17 protein-coding genes and 1 pseudogene are annotated in these 21,024 nt (G+C 69.6%); 10 read left to right on the top strand and 8 right to left on the bottom strand.

The window, feature by feature from the left end; all coding sequences use genetic code 11:
• Nucleotides 1–7: 7 nt before the first annotated feature.
• Both FB559_RS29605 and FB559_RS29600 read right to left on the bottom strand, forming a co-directional pair.
• Nucleotides 8–700: an ABC transporter ATP-binding protein gene (locus FB559_RS29605; RefSeq protein ID WP_141959751.1), complete on the bottom strand. Its 693-nt coding sequence runs from the start codon at nt 698–700 to the stop codon at nt 8–10.
• Nucleotides 687–1,442 carry an ABC transporter ATP-binding protein gene (locus tag FB559_RS29600; RefSeq protein ID WP_141959749.1) on the bottom strand — a complete coding sequence of 252 codons (756 nt, stop codon included), beginning with the start codon at nt 1,440–1,442 and terminating at the stop codon, nt 687–689. The genes FB559_RS29605 and FB559_RS29600 overlap by 14 nt, the downstream gene beginning before the upstream one ends.
• Nucleotides 1,443–1,740: 298 nt before the next feature.
• Between FB559_RS29600 and FB559_RS29595 the strand changes: the two genes are divergently transcribed.
• Complete coding sequence (locus FB559_RS29595; protein ID WP_141959747.1) at nt 1,741–3,111, top strand: tannase/feruloyl esterase family alpha/beta hydrolase; 1,371 nt, start codon at nt 1,741–1,743, stop codon at nt 3,109–3,111.
• Nucleotides 3,112–3,150: 39 nt separating this feature from the next.
• Here FB559_RS29595 and FB559_RS29590 read toward each other — a convergent pair whose 3' ends face one another.
• Nucleotides 3,151–4,338 (bottom strand): RNA-guided endonuclease InsQ/TnpB family protein, encoded by a 1,188-nt coding sequence (locus tag FB559_RS29590; RefSeq protein WP_141959745.1) that lies wholly within the window; start codon nt 4,336–4,338, stop codon nt 3,151–3,153.
• 92 nt (nt 4,339–4,430) lie between these two features.
• On the opposite strand from FB559_RS29590, the gene FB559_RS29585 reads away from it, so the two are divergent.
• Both FB559_RS29585 and FB559_RS29580 read left to right on the top strand, forming a co-directional pair.
• Nucleotides 4,431–5,450: an extracellular catalytic domain type 2 short-chain-length polyhydroxyalkanoate depolymerase gene (locus FB559_RS29585; protein ID WP_141959743.1), complete on the top strand. Its 1,020-nt coding sequence runs from the start codon at nt 4,431–4,433 to the stop codon at nt 5,448–5,450.
• Between the two features lie 76 nt (nt 5,451–5,526).
• Nucleotides 5,527–6,315 (top strand): M15 family metallopeptidase, encoded by a 789-nt coding sequence (locus tag FB559_RS29580; protein ID WP_141959741.1) that lies wholly within the window; start codon nt 5,527–5,529, stop codon nt 6,313–6,315.
• A 23-nt stretch (nt 6,316–6,338) separates the two neighbouring features.
• Here the strand turns inward: FB559_RS29580 and FB559_RS29575 are convergent, their stop codons facing one another.
• Complete coding sequence (locus tag FB559_RS29575; RefSeq protein ID WP_141959739.1) at nt 6,339–7,292, bottom strand: SDR family NAD(P)-dependent oxidoreductase; 954 nt, start codon at nt 7,290–7,292, stop codon at nt 6,339–6,341.
• Between the two features lie 165 nt (nt 7,293–7,457).
• On the opposite strand from FB559_RS29575, the gene FB559_RS29570 reads away from it, so the two are divergent.
• The gene (locus tag FB559_RS29570; RefSeq protein ID WP_141959737.1) at nt 7,458–8,327 is read left to right on the top strand and encodes a helix-turn-helix transcriptional regulator; all 870 of its coding nucleotides are present in this window, start codon (nt 7,458–7,460) and stop codon (nt 8,325–8,327) included.
• 185 nt (nt 8,328–8,512) lie between these two features.
• On the opposite strand, the gene FB559_RS29565 is transcribed toward FB559_RS29570, so the two are convergent.
• Nucleotides 8,513–9,133, bottom strand: coding sequence for a TetR/AcrR family transcriptional regulator (locus FB559_RS29565; protein ID WP_221640229.1), 621 nt, complete (start codon nt 9,131–9,133; stop codon nt 8,513–8,515).
• 43 nt (nt 9,134–9,176) lie between these two features.
• Here FB559_RS29565 and FB559_RS29560 point away from each other — a divergent pair, with 43 nt between their 5' ends.
• The 3 genes and pseudogenes from FB559_RS29560 to FB559_RS29550 all read left to right on the top strand — a co-directional run bounded on the left by FB559_RS29560 (nt 9,177) and on the right by FB559_RS29550 (nt 11,506).
• Entirely contained in the window at nt 9,177–10,220 is a 1,044-nt protein-coding gene (locus tag FB559_RS29560; RefSeq protein WP_141959735.1) for an NAD(P)-dependent alcohol dehydrogenase, read from the top strand.
• Nucleotides 10,221–10,307: 87 nt separating this feature from the next.
• Nucleotides 10,308–10,853, top strand: a pseudogene (locus FB559_RS29555) (helix-turn-helix domain-containing protein); the annotation flags it as partial.
• Nucleotides 10,854–11,122: 269 nt separating this feature from the next.
• Nucleotides 11,123–11,506: an STAS domain-containing protein gene (locus FB559_RS29550; protein WP_141959733.1), complete on the top strand. Its 384-nt coding sequence runs from the start codon at nt 11,123–11,125 to the stop codon at nt 11,504–11,506.
• A gap of 10 nt (nt 11,507–11,516) precedes the next feature.
• Here FB559_RS29550 and alaS read toward each other — a convergent pair whose 3' ends face one another.
• The gene (gene alaS / locus FB559_RS29545) at nt 11,517–14,108 is read right to left on the bottom strand and encodes an alanine--tRNA ligase (protein ID WP_141959731.1); all 2,592 of its coding nucleotides are present in this window, start codon (nt 14,106–14,108) and stop codon (nt 11,517–11,519) included.
• Between the two features lie 146 nt (nt 14,109–14,254).
• Here alaS and FB559_RS29540 point away from each other — a divergent pair, with 146 nt between their 5' ends.
• Nucleotides 14,255–15,853, top strand: coding sequence for a serine/threonine-protein kinase (locus tag FB559_RS29540; RefSeq protein ID WP_141959729.1), 1,599 nt, complete (start codon nt 14,255–14,257; stop codon nt 15,851–15,853).
• A 51-nt stretch (nt 15,854–15,904) separates the two neighbouring features.
• Here FB559_RS29540 and FB559_RS29535 read toward each other — a convergent pair whose 3' ends face one another.
• Together FB559_RS29535 and FB559_RS29530 are read right to left on the bottom strand one after the other, a co-directional pair.
• Nucleotides 15,905–17,083: a zinc-dependent alcohol dehydrogenase gene (locus FB559_RS29535; protein WP_141959727.1), complete on the bottom strand. Its 1,179-nt coding sequence runs from the start codon at nt 17,081–17,083 to the stop codon at nt 15,905–15,907.
• The gene (locus FB559_RS29530) at nt 17,080–17,736 is read right to left on the bottom strand and encodes a hypothetical protein (protein ID WP_141959725.1); all 657 of its coding nucleotides are present in this window, start codon (nt 17,734–17,736) and stop codon (nt 17,080–17,082) included. Before FB559_RS29530 ends, FB559_RS29535 begins: the two co-directional genes overlap by 4 nt.
• Nucleotides 17,737–18,152: 416 nt before the next feature.
• Here FB559_RS29530 and FB559_RS29525 point away from each other — a divergent pair, with 416 nt between their 5' ends.
• Nucleotides 18,153–19,229, top strand: a complete 1,077-nt coding sequence (locus FB559_RS29525) for an NADH-quinone oxidoreductase subunit B family protein (RefSeq protein WP_141959722.1) — start codon at nt 18,153–18,155, stop codon at nt 19,227–19,229.
• A 5-nt stretch (nt 19,230–19,234) separates the two neighbouring features.
• Nucleotides 19,235–21,022: a nickel-dependent hydrogenase large subunit gene (locus FB559_RS29520; RefSeq protein ID WP_141959721.1), complete on the top strand. Its 1,788-nt coding sequence runs from the start codon at nt 19,235–19,237 to the stop codon at nt 21,020–21,022.
• The last annotated feature ends 2 nt before the right edge of the window (nt 21,023–21,024 follow it).

Here is a 21,024-nt window from a genome sequence, read left to right as displayed (position 1 = left end):
CGTCTCCTTAGATTCCGAGGTAGCCGAGAAGCTCGTGCTCGCGCGCCTTGACCTCGGCGTTGTCCATCGACTCGGCGACGTGGCCCTCGGCGAGCAGGTAGTGCCGGTCGGCCACGGTCGCGGCGAAATGCACGTTCTGCTCGATCAGCAGGACGGTCACGCCCTGGGCCTTCACGTCGCGCAGGATCCCGCCGATCTGCTGGACGATCAGCGGGGAGAGTCCCTCGGTCGGCTCGTCGCACAGCAGGAGCCGCGCGCCCATCCGCAGGACCCGTGCCAGCGAGAGCATCTGCTGCTCGCCGCCGGACAGCTTGGTGCCCGGCGAGCGGCGCCGTTCGCGCAGCCGGGGGAAGGTCTCATAGACCTGGTCCAGCGACCAGGGGTGCGGTCCGGCGGCCGGCGGGAGCGTGAGGTTCTCCTCGACCGACAGGTTCGCGTAGACGCCGCGGTCGTCGGGCACGTAGCCGAGCCCGCGCCGCGCCCGCCGGTGCGGCGCCAGCCGGGAGACGTCCGCGCCGAGGAACTCCACGGTGCCCTCGACCTGGGTGTGCAGGCCCATCACCGAACGCAGCAGGGTCGTCTTGCCGGCGCCGTTGCGGCCGACCAGGGTGACGATCTCCCCCTCGCCGACCTCCAGGGAGACCTCGCGCAGCGCCCGCGCCTCGCCGTACCAGGCGGACAACCGGTCAATCCGAAGCATCGGCGTCTCCCAGGTAGGCGGCGATGACCCGGGGGTCGTGCCGGATCTCGGCGTACGGGCCCTCGGCCAGGACCCGGCCCGACTGCAGCACGGTCACCTTGTCGGCGAGCGAGGCGACGACGTTCATGTTGTGCTCGACCAGCACGACCGTGCGGCCCTCGCGTACACGGCCGATCAGCTCGACCGTGGCGTCGACGTCCTCGGCGCCCATGCCCGCCGTCGGCTCGTCGAGGAGCAGCACCTTGGGATCGAGCGCGAGGGCCAGCGCGAGCTCGAGGGCACGCTTGTGCCCGTACGAGAGCGCGCCCGCGTGGGTCTCGGCCAGGTCCGCCAGGCGTACCTGGGCCAGGAGCTCCTTCGCGCGGTCGCCGAAGCGTGCCAGCTGTTTCTCGGACCGCCAGAACCGCCAGCCCAGACCGGTGCCGCCCTGCAGCGCCAGCTCGACGTGCTCGCGCGCGGTCAGCTGCGGGAACAGGCTGGTGATCTGGAAGGAGCGCGCGACGCCCAGGCGGGCGATCTGCTCGGGCGGCCGGCCGGAGAGTTCCTGCGTGCCAAGGGTGATCCGCCCCTCCGTCGGCCTCAGGAATCCGGTGAGCAGATTGAACAGGGTCGTCTTGCCGGCGCCGTTCGGGCCCACGAGCGCGTGCACTCCGCCCTCGTGCACTTCGAGGTCGACATCATCGACGGCGCGGAAGCCGCGGAACTCCTTTGACAGGCCCTGGGCGGAAAGGACCGTTGCCATCCGCTCTCCTCGGGTAAAGGGGGAAACCTGATCGTTGTTCCGGGAACCCTAGGTCGCGCCCTCACCGCGAACCATGTGCCGCGACCACACAATCAGCCATTTAGGGACGTTTTACCGCCATATATGCGGGCGACAGCCATGCGTTTTGACACGCGCCCGGTTCGCGGTCAGGCGGCCGATGTGGGGCGCACACACGTTCGGCAACGGAAAAGTGTGGCGGTACACGGTGGATTGTCCCGACGGATCCGGTGACGATTTGGGCGTTCTCGGGGGGTGCCGATGACGCAGGGAGCCCTTTATGCCGCGTTTGCGCAACCTTGCCGCGCTGATATCGGGGCTCGCCCTCCTCGCGCCTCCCCTCAGCGCCTCCGCCGCGCCTCCTCCGGGTGCCGTGCCGCGCTGCGACACGGCGGTGCCGGGCGCCGCGTACCAGATCGGCGCGTGCCTGCCCGACCTCACCACCGCCGGTACCGTCACCGACGGGCACAGCGACCCGGCCCAGTGGGCAGGTCTTCAGCCGGCCGGGGCGCACAATCCGAGCGGCGTCCCGGGTGCCCAGATCGACGGCTACTTCCCCGACACCTCGACGCTGAACACCACCCACGGCTGGAACCACGACTCGCAGTTCGTCATCCGGCTGCCCGACCACTGGAACGGCGGCCTCGTCGTCGCCGGGACGCCCGGGAACCGCGCGCAGTACGCCAACGACTTCACGATCTCGGACTGGGTGCTCGCCCGCGGGTACGCCTACGCCGCGACCGACAAGGGCAACGTCGGCTCGGCCTTCTACCGCGACGGCCGGCGGCCGGGTGACGCGGTCGCCGAGTGGAACACCCGCGTCACCCAGCTCACCCGCGCGGCCAAGGCCGTCGTCGCCCGGCGGTACGGACGGGCACCGGCGCGGACGTACGCGGCGGGCATCTCCAACGGCGGCTACCTGGTCCGCTGGCAGCTGGAGAACCATCCGGAGCTGTACTCCGGCGGCGTGGACTGGGAAGGCACGCTGTGGCGCGCGGACGGGCCGAACCTGTTCACCTACCTGCCGGCCGTGCTGAAGAACTATCCCGCGTACGCCGCGGGGGCCCTGCCCGCGCACGACGCGCTCCTGGCCGCCGGGCTCGCGCCGGGCTCGGAGTTCCTGTGGCCCTACCACGAGCAGGTCTACTGGGACCTGACGCAGCGGGTCTACCGCGAGGAGTTCGACCCGTCCTACGACGGCGCCACCGAGGCGGGCACGCCGTACTGCGCGAGCGGCACACCCGGCTGCGACGCCGACTACTCCTACGCCTCCCGGCCCCGCGCGGTGCACCAGGCCGTCGCACGGGTCTCCCTGACCGGGCGGATCCGCAAGCCGCTGATCACCCTGCAGGGCACGCTCGACACGCTGCTGCCGATCTCCCAGGACGCCGACGTGTACGCGCGGATGGTCCGCTCCCATGGCGGGGACCTCCGCTACTACCGGATCGAGGGCGGCAACCACGTCGACGGCCTGTACGACACCTATCCGGACCGGCTGCGGCCCATCCTGCCCTGCTTCCGAGCCGCGTTCACCGCACTGGAGGGCTGGTCGGCGGGCCACCGGCCGCCGCCCAGCGCCACCCTGCCCAGACCCACCTCCGGGGACCTCGCCAACACCTGCACGCTCTTTCCCCAGGAAGGAGCACCTTGACGTCCTCCCCCGCCTGAAGGCGAGGGATTCCAACCCGTCTTACACAGAGGAGAAAACAGGTTGAGGTTCACGGTTCACGGGCCCGCCCAACGGCCAGCCTCCCCGCGCGGTCACCGTCCGCCCGACGGCGATGTTCTTGGCCGCATTCACGTCCGCATGATCGGTGTGCCCACAGGTGCGACAACAGAAGACCGCTTGGCTCTCACGGCTTTCCGAAGCACAGTACCCACAGGTATTGCAAATCTGCGAAGTGAACGCGGGATCGATCCTCTCCACCCGGCCCGGCGCCTTGTTCTCCAGACGTGTCACCAGCAGGCCCCATCCAGCAGCGTGAATGGACCGGTTCAGGCTCGCCTTGGCACGGACGTTCTTGCCCGGGATCTGAACGGTGCCACGCGCGGAACGGACCATATTGCGGATCTTCAGATCTTCTACACGGATGCGGTCGAAACGGCGGGCAAGGTCGGTGGAGGTCTTCTCAACCCAATCTTTGCGCCGATCGGTCTCACGCGTCCTCAATCGACCGAGCGCGGCCTTGACCCGCTTTCGCCGGTTCGAGTTCCGCTTCGCGCGTGCCAATCTCCGCTGCAACCTCAACAGACGCTTCGCCTCACCTTCCCGGAGGCCAGGCACCATCAACAACTCGCCAGTCGACAGCGCCGCCGAGACTGCCACACCACGATCCACACCGACGATCTCACCGGTGTCCGGCCTGCCGATCGGTGGCGGGATCACGGCGAAGGAGACATGCCAGCGTCCAGCCCCATCTCGGTTGACACGAAAAGACTTGACCTCATCGGGGACTGTGCGGGTCCAGCGGAACCGCACCCAGCCGACCTTGGGGATTCTCACTGCACCACTTTTGCGGGATACGCGGCGTACGTCCCACTGGTTTCCGCGTTTTCCGACGATGCGGAATCCCTCGTGCCGGCCCGCCTTGCGCCACGTTGGCCCACGGTGGGTTCCGGCGAACAAGTTGGCCATAGCTTGGGCGAGGTCCCGAAGTGCCTGCTGCTGCACCGTATGGGACCCGGCCGCCAGCCATGCGAATTCTCTTCTCGCCTCAGTCAACTGGCGCGACTGTTTCGCATAACCAGGCGCGCTCGCTCGCCCTGGACGCCAATGCGCGTGCTGCTCTACAGCGAGATTCCATACAAAGCGGGCATGTGCGCAGTGCTCCAAGAGCGCCTGCTCTTGGGTAGGCGTGGGCGCAAGCCGAAATCGCACACCAACACGCCAACCGCCACCACCGACAATCAAGGGAGGGAGCGGTGTGTGCTTCCTGGTCTCAAGACCGGGATCGTCATGCCGCGTATCCGATGAGAACCACTCTGCTGCGCCGTCTCCGCCGCGCCGCACTCACCCTGGCGGTGACCGGCCTGCTCGGCACCGTCATCGCCACCCCCGCCCACGCCGCCACTCTCGGGCGCTACAACATCAGCGCCACCTACGCCTCCGGGGTCTCCTCCGGCGGCTTCATGGCCGACCAGCTGCACGTCGCGTACTCCGGGACCTTCAAGGGCGTCGGCGTCTTCGCCGGCGGGCCGTACCACTGCGCCCTGGGCAGTCTCACCACGGCCCAGCTGGCCTGCATGTACAACATCCAGAGCCGCCAGCTCGCCTCGCTGGAGCAGACGGCGCGCACCCGGTCCGCCTCGGGCGCGATCGACAACGTCGCCGGCCTGTCGGGCCACCCGGTGTACGTCTTCCACGGCACCGCCGACACGACCGTCAGCGTGGGCTCCTCGAACGACCTCGTGCAGTTCTACAAGGACTTCGGGGCCAACGTGAAGTACGACAACACGACGGCGGCCGCGCACTCCTGGGTGAGCCCGCTCGGCCCGAACGCCTGCGGCACGAGCTACACGCCCTACATCAACAACTGCGGCGGCCTCGACCCGGAGAAGACCATGCTCGGCCAGCTGTTCGGGTCGGTGACCGCACCGGCCGGCAGCCCGTCCGGCTCGGTCGTGTCCTTCGACCAGAACGCCTACGCGCCGAACGGCAGCGCGAGCGCGATCAGCATGGGCGCGACGGGATACGCCTACGTGCCGCCGGCCTGCGCGTCCGGGGCCTCCTGCCGCCTGATGGTCGCGCTGCACGGCTGCCTGCAGAGCGCCGGATCGGTCGGCACGACGTTCGTCACCAAGGCGCACCTGAATGAGTACGGCGACACGAACAACATGATCGTGCTCTACCCGCAGGCCACCGCCAACTTCGGCAGCAACCCCAATGGCTGCTGGGACTGGTGGGGCTACCTGAACGCCGGCAACTACGACACCCACGGCGGCGCACAGATCGAGGCCATCATGAGGATGGTGCACGCGCTCGGCGGCTGACCGCCTTCTCTGACGCGGGCCCACGTGGTGTGACGCCACGTGGGCCCGTCACGTTGGGTGACCGTATGGTGGACGCATGAGAGGACGCGCCGCCGCCCTGTGCGGCCTCGTCATGGCCGCCGTGCTGTCCACACCCGCGGCGGGAGCCTCGCCCCGTGCACCGTCGCGTTTCGTGGCGCTGAGCTCCGTCGACCCGACGATTTCGCAGGACATCCGCTATGCGACACCACACAACTTCACCGGCCGGGTGGTGCCGGGGTACGCGGCGCCGATCTGCGTCCTGACCGCTCCGGCCGCGCAGGCGCTGCACCGGGTCCAGCAGGGCCTGGTGCACCGCGGCTACTCGCTGAAGATGTACGACTGTTACCGTCCGCAACGAGCGGTGGACCGGTTCGCGGCCTGGGCCCGCGACCGCGGCGACCGCGCGATGAAGGCGGAGTTCTATCCGGAGGTCGACAAGTCACGCCTGTTCGCGGACGGCTACATCGCCTCGCGGTCCGGGCACAGCCGGGGCAGCACGGTCGACCTGACGATCGTGAAGCTGCCGGCCGCGCCGACGCGGGCGTACCGGCCGGGCGAGCGGCTCGTGTCGTGCTACGCGCCGAGGGCGAGCAGGTTCCCTGACGCCTCGATCGACATGGGCACGGGCTTCGACTGCTTCGACCCGCGCGCCCACACCCTGGACCCCCGGGTGCGCGGCACCGCGCACACGGACCGGCTCATGCTCGAACACGCGATGGAGGCCGCGGGCTTCACCGGAATCCCGGAGGAGTGGTGGCACTTCACCTACCGCGCCGAGCCCTACCCGGACACCTACTTCGACTTCCCCGTCTCACCGGCGTCGCTCCCACGGTCCCCCTCCTGAGCCGAGGCCCCGCGCGGGTGCCGTCAGCGGCGGCCTGCGGCGAGCATGTCGAGGGAGACCTGCCACAGGCGGGCCGCCTTGCCGGGGTCCAGCGCGTAGGCGGCGACGCCGCGGCGTACGCCCGGTCGGTGCGGGCCGGCCTCCTCGCAGTCCTCGAAGTACCGGCCGGTGACGCCCTCGACCAGCGGAGAGGCCGCGAGCAGGACCGACGTCGCCGCGCCCTGCTCGACGTTCTTCACCGACACACCGGTGCCGCCGCTCGGCTCGAAGGAGGCCGGCGCGGCGCTGATCTCGCCGATGTGACGCGCGAGGTTGGTATCGGCGATCCGCCCCGGGTTGAGGGCGTTGACGCTGATGCCGTCGGCGGCCCACCTCCTGGCGGCCTCGACCGCGAACAGGATGTTGGCCGTCTTCGACTGGCTGTAGGCCGCCCAGGCGTCGTACGGGTGGTGGTCGAAGCCGATGTCGTCGAACAGGACCTCGCCGTTGACGTGGCCGACGGAGCTCACGACGACGACGCGCGCGCCGCCGGCCGCACTGAGGGCGTCGTGCAGGCCGGTCGTGAGCGCGAAGTGACCGAGGTGGTTCACGGCGAACTGCAGCTCCCAGCCCTCGGGCGTACGGGTCTCGGGGGCCGCCATGACGCCCGCGTTGGCGACCAGGATGTGCAGCGGGCCGTGCCAGCCCGCCACGAACGCCGTGACCGACCCCTGGTCGGCCAGGTCGAGCGGCGCGACGAGGACCCGTCCGCCGCCGGTCGTGGCGGTGATGTCTGCGGCGACCTTCCGGCCCGCCTCGAGGTCGCGTACGGCGAGGGTCACCTCGGCGTTCGCGGCGGCCAGTGCCCGCGCGGTCTCCACGCCGATGCCCGACGAACCGCCGGTGACGACCGCGCGGCGACCGGTCAGATCGACCCCCGCCACGACCTCGGCGGCGGTGCTCCGCGCGCCGAACGGCGTGGTGATGCGTGCTGTCATGGAATGCCTCCCCTGCGCTCCCGCCGTGCGGCGGACCGGATCTCCATCCAGGTAAGCAGGCGGAACCACAGGCCAGAGGGCCTAAAAGGGCGCCGGTCGACCGGGGGACCGGCAGCACCCCTTTACCGGCGATCCCACGCCGGCCGCCGCCGTACCGTGGAGGGCATGGACGCTCACTCCGCCGCCCCGGGCAAGGGGACCGAGCTGGGGGACTTCCTGCGTACCCGGCGTGCACGCGTGACGCCTGAGGAGCTCGGGCTGGCCCTCGCACCGACCCGCCGCCGGGTGCCGGGACTGCGCCGCGAGGAAGTGGCCCAGCTGGCCGGGGTGAGCGTCGACTACTACGTGCAGCTGGAGCGCGGCCGCAAGGTCAACGTCTCCGAGTCGGTCCTGGACGCCCTCGCACGCGCGCTGTGCCTCACCGACGACGAACGCACCCACCTCCACACCCTGGCCAGGCCCGTACGCCGGCGGCCCCGCCCGCTGCCACCGCAGCGGGTACGCCCCACGCTGTACCAGATCCTGGAGTCCATGGACGACAAGCCCGCGTTGATCGTCGGGCGCCGCGCCGACGTCCTGGCGACCAACCGCATGGCCCGTGCCCTCTACACCGACTTCGACGCCCTGCCCCGCCGCGAACGCAACATGGCCCGCTTCATCTTCCTCGACGACGACGCCCGCACCCTGTACGACGACTGGGAGGGCGTGGCCCGCACCGCCGTCGCCTCCCTGCACCTCTACGCCGGAGAGCACCCCCGCGACCCCCAGCTCGCCGAACTCGTCGGCGAGCTCTCCTTGCGCGATCCCGACTTCCGCCGCTGGTGGGCCGACCACGACGTGAAACGCCGCACGTACGGCGCCAAGCGGTTCCACCACCCGGTCGTCGGCGAGCTGACCCTCCAGTACGAAGCCCTGGCCGTCACCGGCGACCCGGACCAGATCCTCGGCGTCTACACCGCCGAGCCGGGGAGCGCGTCCCATGAGGCGCTGCGCCTGCTGGCCTCGTGGACCGGCGAAACCAGCCACGTCCGCTAGCTGTATTGACCACGAGGATTGTTGACACTGGGGAAGCGACCCTGATGCCCCAACGGCAGGGACTCGAAAGCCGGGGCATCTTGGAACCGCTCCCTGTCGCTCACTACCGACATGCCGCGCGACGTTGAAAGCGGGAGCTTCCCGTCGCGAATCGAGGTCGGCGCCCGTAAGGCCCTGCCACAGAATCAGTCGGCGCGGAGCCCGGTGAGATGGATGCGGACGAAACGACGCCACGGGGCGTCATCTCCGTCCGGCGAAGCGGCGACCACCCCGCGTATCGCGACGATGAGCGCCTTGATGTCGTCTCCGGTCACGTTCTGCGCGAGATATCCCGCGTCGACCGCCGCCTGTGTGAGTTGTCGGACTCGTTCCGCTGTCCTCACGCTCACATCGTCGTTGCTGGAGAGCCGGTCGACCAGGGAGGCCGCGTAACGGCGCTTCTCCGCGTTGAAGGTCCCTACGAAATCGAGAAACCACGCAAGACCGGTGGCAGGGTCGGGGTCTGCAAGTGCGGCCGCGGCGGCTTGGTCCATCTCCTCGACGAAGAGCTGCGCGATGGCGTCGAGGAGGGCTTCCTTGCCCGCGAAGCGCCGGTAGATCGTGCCGACGCCGAGGCCGGCACGGGAGGCGATGGACTCCATGCTCGCCTGCGGTCCCTCTTCGGCAAAGACCGCCCGGGCCGCGTCGACGATGATCGCGTCGTTGCGCAGCGCATCCCGGCGCGGTGCGCGGGGCGTGTTCGAGGAGTTCGCCGGTGGGGTCATCGTCACCAGCATACTCAAAACGGAACTCACATTCAGCTTCATGTTAAGGTGAATATGGATTCCACTTTGGAGGGGCGGACTGCTCATGAGGACCACGACCGGCTGGCAGAGCCTTGACCCGACTACTAACGTGCTGACCCGAGTGACCTTCGAGAGGCGCGACCTGCGCCCGGACGACATCGCCGTGCGGATCGACTACTGCGGCGTCTGCCACAGCGATCTGCACCGCATCCACGGAATGCTCGGCGAGAAGGACCTCGTCCCCGGACATGAGGCGACCGGTGTCGTCGTCGCCATCGGAGAGGCGGTCACCGGCTTCGCGGTGGGCGAGCGGGTCGCCATCGGCACGATCATCGACTCGTGCGGCGAGTGCGCCATGTGCGAGGCCGGGCAGGAGAACTACTGCTACGACCGCCCGACCACCACCTACGGCGGCACCGACCGCATCGACGGCACCCCGACAAAGGGCGCCTACAGCCGTGAGTACGTCCTGCGTCAGAAGTTCGCCTTCCACCTGCCCGACGGACTCGACCCTGCCGCCGCGGCACCGCTCATGTGTGCCGGCGTCAGCGTCTGGGAGCCTCTGCGTGCCGCCGGTGTCGGCCCGGGCAGCCGTGTGGCCATCGCCGGCCTCGGAGGGCTCGGCCACATCGCGGTGAAGCTCGCCACTGTGCTGGGGGCCGAGGTCACCGTCCTCAGCCGCAGCGCGGCCAAAGAGCGCGACGCCCGGAGCCTGGGGGCGACCGGACTGCTCGTGACCACTGACGATTCCCAGGTCGCCGCCGCAAGGGGCCGCTTCGACTTCATCCTCGACACCATCTCGGCCGACCACGAGCTCACGCCGCTCATCGGCATGCTGGGCCTCGACGGGACCCTGTGCGTCCTCGGAAACCCCCTGCTGGTCGGCCCGAAGCTCTGGGAACTCGGCGCCGGCCGCAAGAAGCTCACCTCCTCCGGCACGGGAGGACTGCGGCAGACCGTGGAAATGCTCAAGTTCTGTGCCGAGCACGGCATCACAGCCGATGTTGAAACCCTCCCCTCAAGCGAGATCGAAACCGCCTTGGACCGCCTCGCCGCGGGCGACGTCCACTACCGGTTCGTACTGGACATGTCCGACCTCGACAAGTAGGCGACCGCCGCGAGGCCGGGGCATGGACGCAGAGCGTCCATGCCCCGGCCTCGCTCTCCAGCTCTCCAAAACACTGCAGAGGTCCACGTGACCCATCCCAATGCACGGTTGACGGTCCACGGCAGACGCCTCCTCGTCGAGCGAGTCCGCGCAGGCAGGCCCGTCGCCCACGTCGCCGACGAAATGGGCATCTCCAGCACCATCGCTCACAAATGGGTCCGGCGCTGGCGAGCCGAAGGCGACGCAGGGCTGCATGACCGCTCAAGCCGCCCGCTGACGACACCGAACCGCACCCCCGCCGACGTCGAGAGACAAATTTGCGAGCTGCGGCGCGAGCGCAAGCTCGGCCCCGCACGCATCGGACCGATCTTGGCCATGCCAGCCTCGACAGTCCATCGCGTCCTGACCCGCCACCAGCTGAACCGGTTGCGCTGGATGGACCGACCTACCGGCCAGGTCATTCGCCGCTACGAGCGAGAGCACCCAGGCGAACTGGTCCACGTCGACATCAAGAAGCTCGGCAACATCCCCAACGGCGGCGGACATCGAGTCATGTCCCGCCAGCAGGGCGACGGCAATCGGCAGGCCACAACGGACACGCGCAAGGGCGGCAGCCCCGCGGGTCAATACAGCTAGCGCCCGCTTCGCCGGCACGGCGTTTCATGACCGTCCATCCCCGGTGGTGGCGATCGATTCGTGCCCTGGCCTCCGTTTGCGCACTGTGAACCCGCAGGGCAGACCCCCCGGAGGTTGTCGATCCGTCATCCCCGGCGGGTGTTCGTGTCCTCACACTGGGCGGCGCCCGGTAATCTGACCTGCGAGGGCGTGGGCGGTACAGGCGGGAGCGGGGCCTGTGGCCGTCCGAGCGCCGCCGGTCCTCACCCCCTCATTGGAGATCCAGCATGGACTTCGCCATCGCTCACCACCTCGAAGGCGAGATCGCGGTCGTGGAGGTGAGCGGCTGGATCGAGATCAGCTCCGCACCCCAGCTACGCGACACTCTCATCGGGCTCATCGACGAAGGCCACCTTCACCTGGTCCTCGACCTGTCCCCTGCCGTCTTCCTGGACTCCACCGGTCTCGGTGTCCTCGTCGGCCTGCTGCACCGGCTGCGCTCGCGGGACGGCTCTCTCGCGATCGCCGGCGCCAAGGGCCGCGTCTACCAGACGTTCCAGGTCAGCCAGCTCACCCAGATCCTCACGCTCACCGACACGGTGGAGGACGCGATCGTGGCGGTCAACACCGGCGTCGCGTCGACGTCCTCGCCGCTGGGGGAGCGGGACTGATCCGTGCCGGTCAGCCCGGCCTGGTCTCGGTGAGGACCTCGAGCAGCGACTCCCTGGTCGGGGGCACGTCGACACCGCCCTGAGCGATGACGGCGTTGCCTCCGCCTCCGCCGCCGAGGCGCCGGGTCGCGTTCGCGAGCAGGTCGTCGGCCCTCAGGCGGTCGCCCAGGCGCTTCGGGACGCTGACGACCAGGGTCTTCCTCTCCCCTGAGGCGTTCCACAACAAGACCACCCGGCCGCGTTCCTCCGCCTCGCGCCGTGCCTCCTCGCGGAGGCCGCCGACGGAGCCCTCGGCCTGGGCCAGCATCACCGGGATGTCGTTCACCACGGTCTCGTGGGCGCCGGTCACCCGCGCGCTCGTCCCGGCCTTCGGTGTCCTCGCCGCCTCGACCAGGCGGCGCGCCGCGGACACCACGTCCTTCGGTGACGCGCGGAGTGTCGTGGCCACCTCCGACAGCGATGACGCCTGCTCGATCGAGTGTTCCACCGCGCGCTGCCGGGTCACCGCCACGACGCGGCGTACGCCGGAGGCAATGCTTTGTTCGGACACGATGCGGAACGACCCGATCTGCGACGTGTGGTCCACGTGGGTGCCGCCGCACAGCTCCTTGGAGAAGTCTCCGAAGGACAGGACGCGTACGGCCTCGCCGTAGTCCTCGCCCTCCAGGGAGATCGCGCCGGACGCCTTCGCCTCCTCCTGTGTCATGACCTCCACGTGTCGGTGGGAGTCGGTCAGCACCCATTCGTTGACCAGGCGCTCGACGGCGGTCAGCTCGTCGGTGGTCAGCGCCCGCGGATGGGTGAAGTCGAACCTCAGCCGCTGCGGCTCGACCAGCGATCCGGCCTGGTGCACGTGGGGCCCCAGCACCGACCGCAGCGCCGCGCCCAGCAGGTGGGTGGCGGTGTGGTTGGCCGCGGTCATCACCCGCGCGGACGGGTCCACGGTGAGCACGACGGTGTCGCCGACCCGCAGGGAGCCGCCGGTGACCTCCACCCGGTGCAGGAACCCGCCGCCGTCATGGACGACCGTCTCGGTGATCTCGCCGCCCGAACCGGGACGCGCGGGCACGCGTACGGTGCCGCGGTCGCCGATCTGGCCGCCGCCCTCGCCGTAGAACGGGGTCCGGTCCACGATCACGTCGGCGCCGGAACCGGCCTCCACCTCCTCCACCGTCGTCCCGCCGGAGAAGAGGGTGCGGATCACGCCGTCGGACTCCAGCGTGTCGTACCCGAGGAACTCCGTCGCCCCGCGCACCGCGGCGGGCAGGACGTCGCCGGTCCTCAGCCGGCGGCGCTCGCCGCCCTCCGGCACGCCGCGGCTGAGCACCTTGTGCCGCCGCAGCGCGGAGTCGAACTCCTCCCGGTCGAGGGTCACTCCCCGCGCGGCGGCCAGGTCCCGGGTGATCTCCACCGGCAGGCCGTACGTCGCGAACAGGTTGAAGGCGTCGGACCCGCTCACCCTGCCGCGCTGCGCGATGACCTTGTCGAGCTGGTCGAGCCCGCGCCGTACGGTGTGGCCGAACTCGTCCCGCTCCTGGGCGATCGCGGCCATGACCGCGGTCTGCTCGGTGGCGAAGTGCGGGTACGTGCCGCCGAGCGAGCCGACGACCGCCTCGACGATCGGCTCGAAGTCGAAGCGCTCCTGGTGGCGGCCCATCGCCATCGTCACGCACTTGCGGATCAGGCGACGCGGGATGTAGCCGCGGCCTTCGTTCCCGGGCCGTACGCCGTCGGACATGATCGCGACGGCCGCCCGCATGTGGTCGGCGATCACCCGGTGGTGGTGCAGCACCTCGCCCTTCTCGCCCAGGACGTCCTGGACGGAGCGGACCAGCGGCGCGAGGAGGCTGGTGTCATGGACGCTGTCCAGGCCGTTCAGGGCGAGCTCCATCCGCTCGAGGCCCGAGCCGGTGTCGACGCTGGTGAACGGCAGCGGTCGCAGCACGCCGTCGAGCCCCTTGTCGAACTCCATGAACACGCCGGCGTTCCAGATCTCGATGTAGCGCTGCTTCGTGTCGAAAGCGCCGCCGGGGACGTACGCGGGGCCGAACTCCTCGCCGGTGTCGAGGAAGACCTCGGTGCACGGACCGCAGGGGCCGCTGTCGCCCGCCGGCCCCCAGAAGTTGTCCTCGGCGGGCAGGGCGACGACGCGGTCGCGCGGGATGCCGGCCCGCTCCCAGGCGAGCGCGGACTCCTCGTCGGCCGGCAGGCCGAGGCCGGTGTCGCCGCCGAAGACCGTGACGTACAGGCGTCGCGGGTCCAGGCCGAGGTCGCCGGTCAGCAGCTCATGCGCGAGCTCGACCGCGCGCTCCTTGAAGTAGCCGTCGATCGACCAGCTGCCGAGCATCTCGAAGTAGGTGATGTGGTGACGGTCGCCGACGTCGTCGATGTCCTTGGTACGGATGCAGCCCTGGACGTTGCACAACTCGGGCGCCGGCGGCACCTTCTCGCCGGTGAAGTACTTCTTCAGCGGCGCCATTCCCGAATTGACGAAAAGCAGCGTCGGGTCGTTGACCGGAACCACGGAGGCGCCGCTGATCCGCCGATGGCCATGCCGCTCGAAGAAACGCACAAAGGTCTCACGGATCGCGTCGCCGTTCATCGGCCCAGGATACGGACGGGCCGTATGCCGTCGGCAAACCGTTTTCCGCGGGCCCAGGGCCGAACCGTCCGATCTTCTGGTCTTCCGTACTCCACGGTCATACGGTGGCAAATGCACTTCGCGGTCGACATCCGCCAGGGGAGCCGATGGCCCGGATCACGTCCTTGCGTCCCGACGACCCGCGGACGCTCGGCGCCTATCGGCTGGCGGGCCGCCTCGGTGAGGGCGGCCAGGGTGTCGTCTACGCCGCGCACGCCCCGGACGGCACTCCGCTGGCCCTGAAGGTCCTGCGGGACGAGTGGGCGGCCGACGACCGGGTACGCGAGCGGTTCGCCCGGGAGGTCGAGGCGGCCCGGCGGGTGGCTCCGTTCTGCGTCGCGCAGGTGCTGGACGCGGATCTGTCCGCCACGCCGCCTTTCATCGTCACCGAGTTCGTCGACGGGCCCACCCTGCTGGAGTCCGTACGGACCGGCGGGCCGCGGTCGGGTCCCGCCCTCCACCGCCTCGCCGTGGCCACCGCGACGGCGCTCGCCGCGATCCACGAGGCCGGCGTCGTGCACCGCGACTTCAAACCGGCCAACGTCCTGCTGGGCGCCGACGGCCCCCGCGTGATCGACTTCGGCATCGCCCGTACGCGGGACGGCATCGTGACACTCACCGACGGCATCGTCGGCACCCCCTCGTACATGGCCCCCGAGCAGTTCGAGGACCGCGACATCGGCCCGGCGGCCGATGTGTTCGCCTGGGGCTGCGTGATCGCGTTCGCGGCGACCGGCGAGTCGCCGTTCGGCGGCGGCAGCGTGGCCGCGGTCAGCCATCGCATCCTGCGGGCCGAGCCCCGGCTCGGCGCCCTGACCGGGCCGCTGCGTGACATCGTCCTCGCGTGCCTGGCCAAGCACCAGACCGCACGCCCGTCGATGCGCGACGTCCTGCTGTGGCTGCTGGGCCGGCCCGACGCGTCGCGTGCTCCGATCGGGGAGGCGCTCGCGGCCGGGAGGCGGACCGCCGTCTCCGACGACGTGCCGATGACCTACACGGCCACGCTCCCTCCCGGCGTGCCGGATGCGAACGGGCGTACGAGGCTCCGCGCCGCGGCGATCGGCGGGGCCGCCCTCGCGACGGCGGCGATAGTGGCCGCGGCGGCGGTCCTGGCCTGGCCGTCCCTGCGAGGAGGCCCCTCGGACCACACGGCGAGCCCGACGACCCGTGTCTCCACTCAGGCGGCGGCCCAGGGCCTGCAACGGACACCCCGCCTCGGGCTGGAGTTCTGGCAGGACGGCACGCAGGACCCCATGTCGTTCGCGACGCAGGGCGACAAGGACGTGGTGACCGTCTCGATGCGGGCGGCGCCGTTCGAGCTTCGCTTCCCCGAGCTGCCGGCGGACGTCGCCCTGGAGGTGTGCGCCTGGACCGACGACGGCATCTTCACCGTCAAGGACGGCGCCGCGGTGAGCGACAGCCCGTACTTCAGGCCGGGCACCGGCTTGGCGGACTATGAGTACGGCAGCGGGACGCTGTACCTCAACAACGAGGGCCACAACCATCTCGTCGGGACCAGGATCGCCGCGCAGTCCGCCGGCGAGAGCAAGGTGAGCTTCGGGCAGACCTTCCGCGACCAGCGGGCGACCCCGCTGCGGAACCAGCGGGGCGAGCTGTACCTGACGGTCTTCGCCGACAAGGACGAGGACGGCCGTTTCCGGCTGACCGGTCCCGCCGAGTACGAGTTCGTGGTCCTGCGCTTCTGAGCGCCGGTGCCCTCCCGGCGGGGAGGGGCACCGTGCTCAGAAGGGGCGGCCTCAGACGTGCGGCCGGAAGGCCACGCGTACGCAGCCGTCCCTCTTGTTCTTGAACATCTCGTAGCCGCGCGGCGCCTCGTCCAGGGGCATCTCGTGCGTGGCCAGATGGCGGGTGGTCAGCTCACCGCTCGCCATCCGCTTGAGCAGCATCGGGATGTAGCGGTGCCCGTGCTGCTGGGCCCCCGCGAACGTCAGGCCCTTGTTCATCAGCGCGCCGAGCGGGAACTTGTCCACCATGCCGCCGAAGACGCCCAGCACGAAGACCGAACCCCCCTTGCGGCAGGCGTTGATGGCCTCGCGTACCGCGACCGGCCGGTCCTGCTGCATGCGGAGCTGCTGTTTGACCCTGTCGTAGCCGTACTGCCCGTCGGGTCCGTCGGTGGCCTCCATGCCGACCGCCTCGATGCACACGTCGGGGCCCCGGCCGCCGGTGCGTTCCCACAGCTCGGCCTGCATGTCGTTGGTGGAGTAGTCGATCGTCTCGGTGTCCATGTACCGCTCGGCCATGGCCAGCCGGTCCGGCAGGCGGTCGATGACGATGACGCGTTCGGCGCCGAGGATCTGCGCGGCACGTGCGGCCATCTGCCCCACACCGCCCGCGCCCCACACCGCGACGACGTCGCCCGGCTTCACGCCGCCCAGATGGGCGCCCATCCAGCCGGTGGGTGCCGCGTCGGAGGCGAACAGGGCGTCCATGTCGCCGACGCCGTCGGGCACCGGGAAGGTGCCGTAGTCGGCGAACGGGACCCTGATGTACTCGGAATGGCTGCCCTTGAACCCGCCCATGGCATGGGAGTAGCCGTACACGCCGCCGGTCTCGAAGCCGAGGACCTCGCGGGCCAGCTCCCAGTTGGTGTTGGTGTTGTCGCACAGCGACCACAGGTCGTGCGTGCAGTACCAGCAGCGGCCGCAGCCGATGAACGAGCACACCACGACCCGCTCGCCGACCTTGCGGCGGCGGACCCCGGGGCCGACATCGACGATCTCGCCCATGAACTCGTGTCCCATCACGTCACCCGACTGCATGGTCGGGATGAAGCCGTTGATGAGATGCAGGTCCGAGCCGCACGTCGTGGTCAGTGTGACCTTCACGATGGCGTCCTGGTCGTTCAGGATCTGCGGGTCGGGGACCCGCTCCATCGCGAGCTTGTTCACGCCCTCCCAGCACAGTGCCTTCACGGTCGGCCTCCTCGCCGGCCGGCGAACTCCAGGAGCTTGCCCACCTGGGCCGGCTGCGTGGACGGCGGCCAGTCCGGGCGCAGCACCTCGCCGGTCTCGATCATCGACTTCGCCTGGCGCAGCGCTTCCTCGACCATGCGGCGGGGATCCTCTTCGGGCCGGCGGTTCACCATTCCGACGATCTTGGTTCGCGGAAGCTCGCGCAGCCGGGCGCCGAGCTCGGTACCACGGTCGCCGGGAGCGGGGGCGACCCTGATGTCGACCGCGTCTCCGAGCCGGGTGATGGGTTCGGGCAGGTCGGCGCGGGAGGCCAGCCGCTGTGGCGAGCAGTTGACGGTGACCGTGATCCAGTGGTTCTTCGGTGCGCGGACTCCCATGCGGGGCCGGGTGGCCATGTAGCCGGCGACGCCCACGCCGGCCGCCATCAGGCCCACTCCCCCGGCGACGCGTTTCATGTCGACGCCTTCGATGCGTGCCATGCCCGTTCGCGACCCGGCCCTGGCCTGCGTGGCCATCCGGCCGAGCATGCGGCAGGCCGTTAAGAGCATGCCTCCGATCATCTGGGCCGAGGGCGCGAGCGGAACCTCGCGCGACGGCCGGCGTCTGCGTGTTCTCTCGGCGGCGAAGCGCCAGCCGCGGATCTGCTGCTCCATGCGTTCGAACCGTTCGTGGGTCGGTGGAATTGGCCGATGATGCTCGGACCTGCGAGAACCGCCGTACCCGCACCCACCTGGGCGTCACGTCCGACTCGCGCTCCGCGAGGCAAGCTTTACCGCCGCCGTGCAGAGTCTTGGCCGGACCGCGGCCAGGTCTCCCCGCCCGCGAAGTCAGCCGATCTTGCCGACTCCGGCGAGTACCCATGAGGTCCCGCTCGCCGTATCACTTACGCGGCGTGTGCCCGGTTGTCCGCAAATGATTGACCGACGTCATTGCGGATGGAAGGTCGCTGATTCGCAAGAGCCTTTACTCGGTGTTGTCCGAATGAGGGTGTCGAATCGTAACGGCACGCTCATAACGTCATGTACGACTCCGGAACGCCGCCGCATCACGCGATTCCCAGGGAGGCCGCATGACGGCATCGAACACGCGGGCGAGCACGGAACCGCGGGAGACGACCGAGCCGGTCGTCCACATCCTCTGGATCAACGCGGGCCTGAGCTGTGACGGAGACTCGGTCGCCCTGACGGCGGCGACCCAGCCGAGCATCGAGGAGATCGTCCTTGGCGGCCTGCCGGGCCTGCCCAAGGTCGCGGTGCACTGGCCATTGATCGATTTCGAGTCCGGGCCCATGCAGGGCGCCGATCCCTTCATCGAGTGGTTCTACAAGGCCGAACGCGGCGAGCTGGATCCTTTCGTGCTGGTGGTCGAGGGCTCCATTCCCAATGAGTCGATCAAGACCGAGGGCTACTGGTGCGGTTTCGGCAACAACCCCGAGACCGGCCAGCCGATGACCACGAGCGAATGGCTCGACCGGCTCGCGCCGAAGGCGACCGCCATCCTTTGCGCGGGCACCTGCTCGGCGTACGGCGGCATCCACGCGATGGCCGGCAACCCGACCGGCGCGATGGGCGTGGCCGACTACCTCGGCTGGGACTGGCGGTCCAAGGCGGGCCTGCCGATCGTCAATGTTCCGGGCTGCCCGGTCCAGCCGGACAACCTGTCCGAGACGATCCTGTACCTGCTGTACCAGGTGGCGGGCCAGGCGCCGATGATCCCGCTGGACGAGGCGCTGCGGCCCACCTGGCTGTTCGGCGCGACCGTCCACGAGGGCTGTGACCGGGCGGGGTACTACGAGCAGGGCCAGTTCGCGACCGAGTACGGCTCGCCGAAGTGCCTGGTCAAGATCGGCTGCTGGGGCCCGGTCGTGAAGTGCAACGTGCCCAAGCGCGGCTGGATGAACGGCATCGGCGGCTGCCCGAATGTGGGCGGCATCTGCATCGCCTGCACCATGCCGGGCTTCCCGGACAAGTTCATGCCGTTCATGGACGAACCGCCCGGAGCACGGGTGTCGGCGACCGCGAGCGGCGCGTACGGCGCGGTCGTCCGCCGGCTGCGCACCATCACGCTGCGGACGGTCGACAAGGAACCCAAGTGGCGGCACAAGGGCCGCGCACTGCTGACCGGATACCGAGCGCCCTGGAGCTAAGCCTGATGACGACCTCGCCGGAGCAAGAAGACAGCAAACTGGTGGAGATGGCGTGGGATCCCATCACCCGCATCGTCGGCAGCCTGGGCATCTACGCGAAGGTCGACTTCGCCGAGCGACGAGTGGCCGAGTGCTACAGCACCTCGTCGATCTTCCGCGGCTACAGCATCTTCATGAAGGGCAAGGACCCGCGCGACGCGCACTTCATCACCAGCCGGATCTGCGGGATCTGCGGCGACAACCACGCGACGTGCTCGGTCTACAACCAGAACATGGCCTATGACGTCCGCCCGCCGCACCTTGGGGAATGGATCATCAACCTGGGCGAGGCCGCGGAGTTCATGTTCGACCACAACCTCTACCAGGAGAACCTGGTGGGGGTCGACTACTGCGAGAAGATGGTCCGCGAGACCAACCCCGGCGTCCTCTCGCAGGCCGAGCGCACCCCGGCGCCGCACGCCGGCGAGCACGGCTACAAGACCATCGCCGACATCATGCGGTCGCTGAACCCTCTTGAGGGCGAGTTCTACCGCGAGGCGCTCCAGGTCAGCCGCTCGACACGGGAGATGTTCTGCCTGATGGAGGGGCGCCACGTGCACCCCTCCACGCTCTACCCGGGCGGCGTCGGCACGGTCGCGACCGTCCAGGTGTTCACCGACTACCTGACGCGGCTCATGCGGTACGTGGAGTTCATGAAGCGGGTCGTGCCGATGCACGACGACCTGTTCGACTTCTTCTACGACGCCCTGCCCGGCTACCAGGAGGTGGGGCGCCGGCGGGTGCTGCTGGGCTGCTGGGGGGCGTTCAACGACCCGGACCACTGCGACTTCCGGTACCAGAACATGGCCGACTGGGGCCGGAAGATGTTCGTGAGCCCCGGCATCATCGTGGACGGGCAGCTGGTCACCGGCAACCTCGTCGACATCAACCTCGGCATCCGGATCCTGCTCGGCAGCTCGTACTACGACGACTGGGTGGGCCAGGAGAAGTTCGTCACCCACGACCCGCTGGGCAACCCGGTCGACGAGCGCCATCCGTGGAACCAGCACACGATCCCGCATCCCCAGAAGCGCGACTTCACCGACAAGTACAGCTGGGTGATGTCGCCGCGCTGGTTCGACGGGAAGGACCTGCTCGCCCTCGACACCGGCGGCGGGCCGCTCGCGCGGCTCTGGTCCACGGCACTGTCCGGGCAGGTCGACATCGGCTACATCAGGGCGACCGGCCACAGCGTCATGATCAACCTGCCGAAGACGATGACGCTGCCCGAGAAGACGTTCGAGTGGAAGATCCCCATGTGGAACGGGGAGCCGCTGTCCAACGCCCTCGAACGCAACCGGGCCCGCACCTACTTCCAGGCGTACGCGGCGGCGTGCGCCCTGTACTTCGTCGAGCAGGCGCTGGCCGAGGTACGGCAGGGGAACACCCAGACCTGGGCCCCCTTCACGGTGCCGGAGGAGGCGGTCAGCGTCGGCTTCACCGAGGCCGTACGCGGCGTGCTCTCCCACCACATGGTGATCAGGAACGGCAAGATCGCGAACTACCACCCGTACCCGCCCACCCCCTGGAACGCCAGCGTGCGCGACATGCACGGGACCCCGGGGCCGTACGAGGACGCCGTGCAGAACACCCCGATCTTCGAGGAGAACCCTCCGGAGACGTTCAAGGGGATCGACATCATGCGCGCCGTCCGCAGCTTCGACCCGTGCCTGCCCTGCGGCGTGCACATGTACCTCGGCAAGGGCAACGAGCTGCGCACCCTGCACAACCCGCACGCCTTCACCACCTTGTGAGA

Origin of the sequence: Actinoallomurus bryophytorum (assembly GCF_006716425.1) — a bacterium.
GTDB lineage: Bacteria > Actinomycetota > Actinomycetes > Streptosporangiales > Streptosporangiaceae > Actinoallomurus > Actinoallomurus bryophytorum.
The sequence above is the reverse complement of the archived record's forward strand: the minus strand, read 5'-3'. Positions and strand labels throughout refer to the sequence as shown.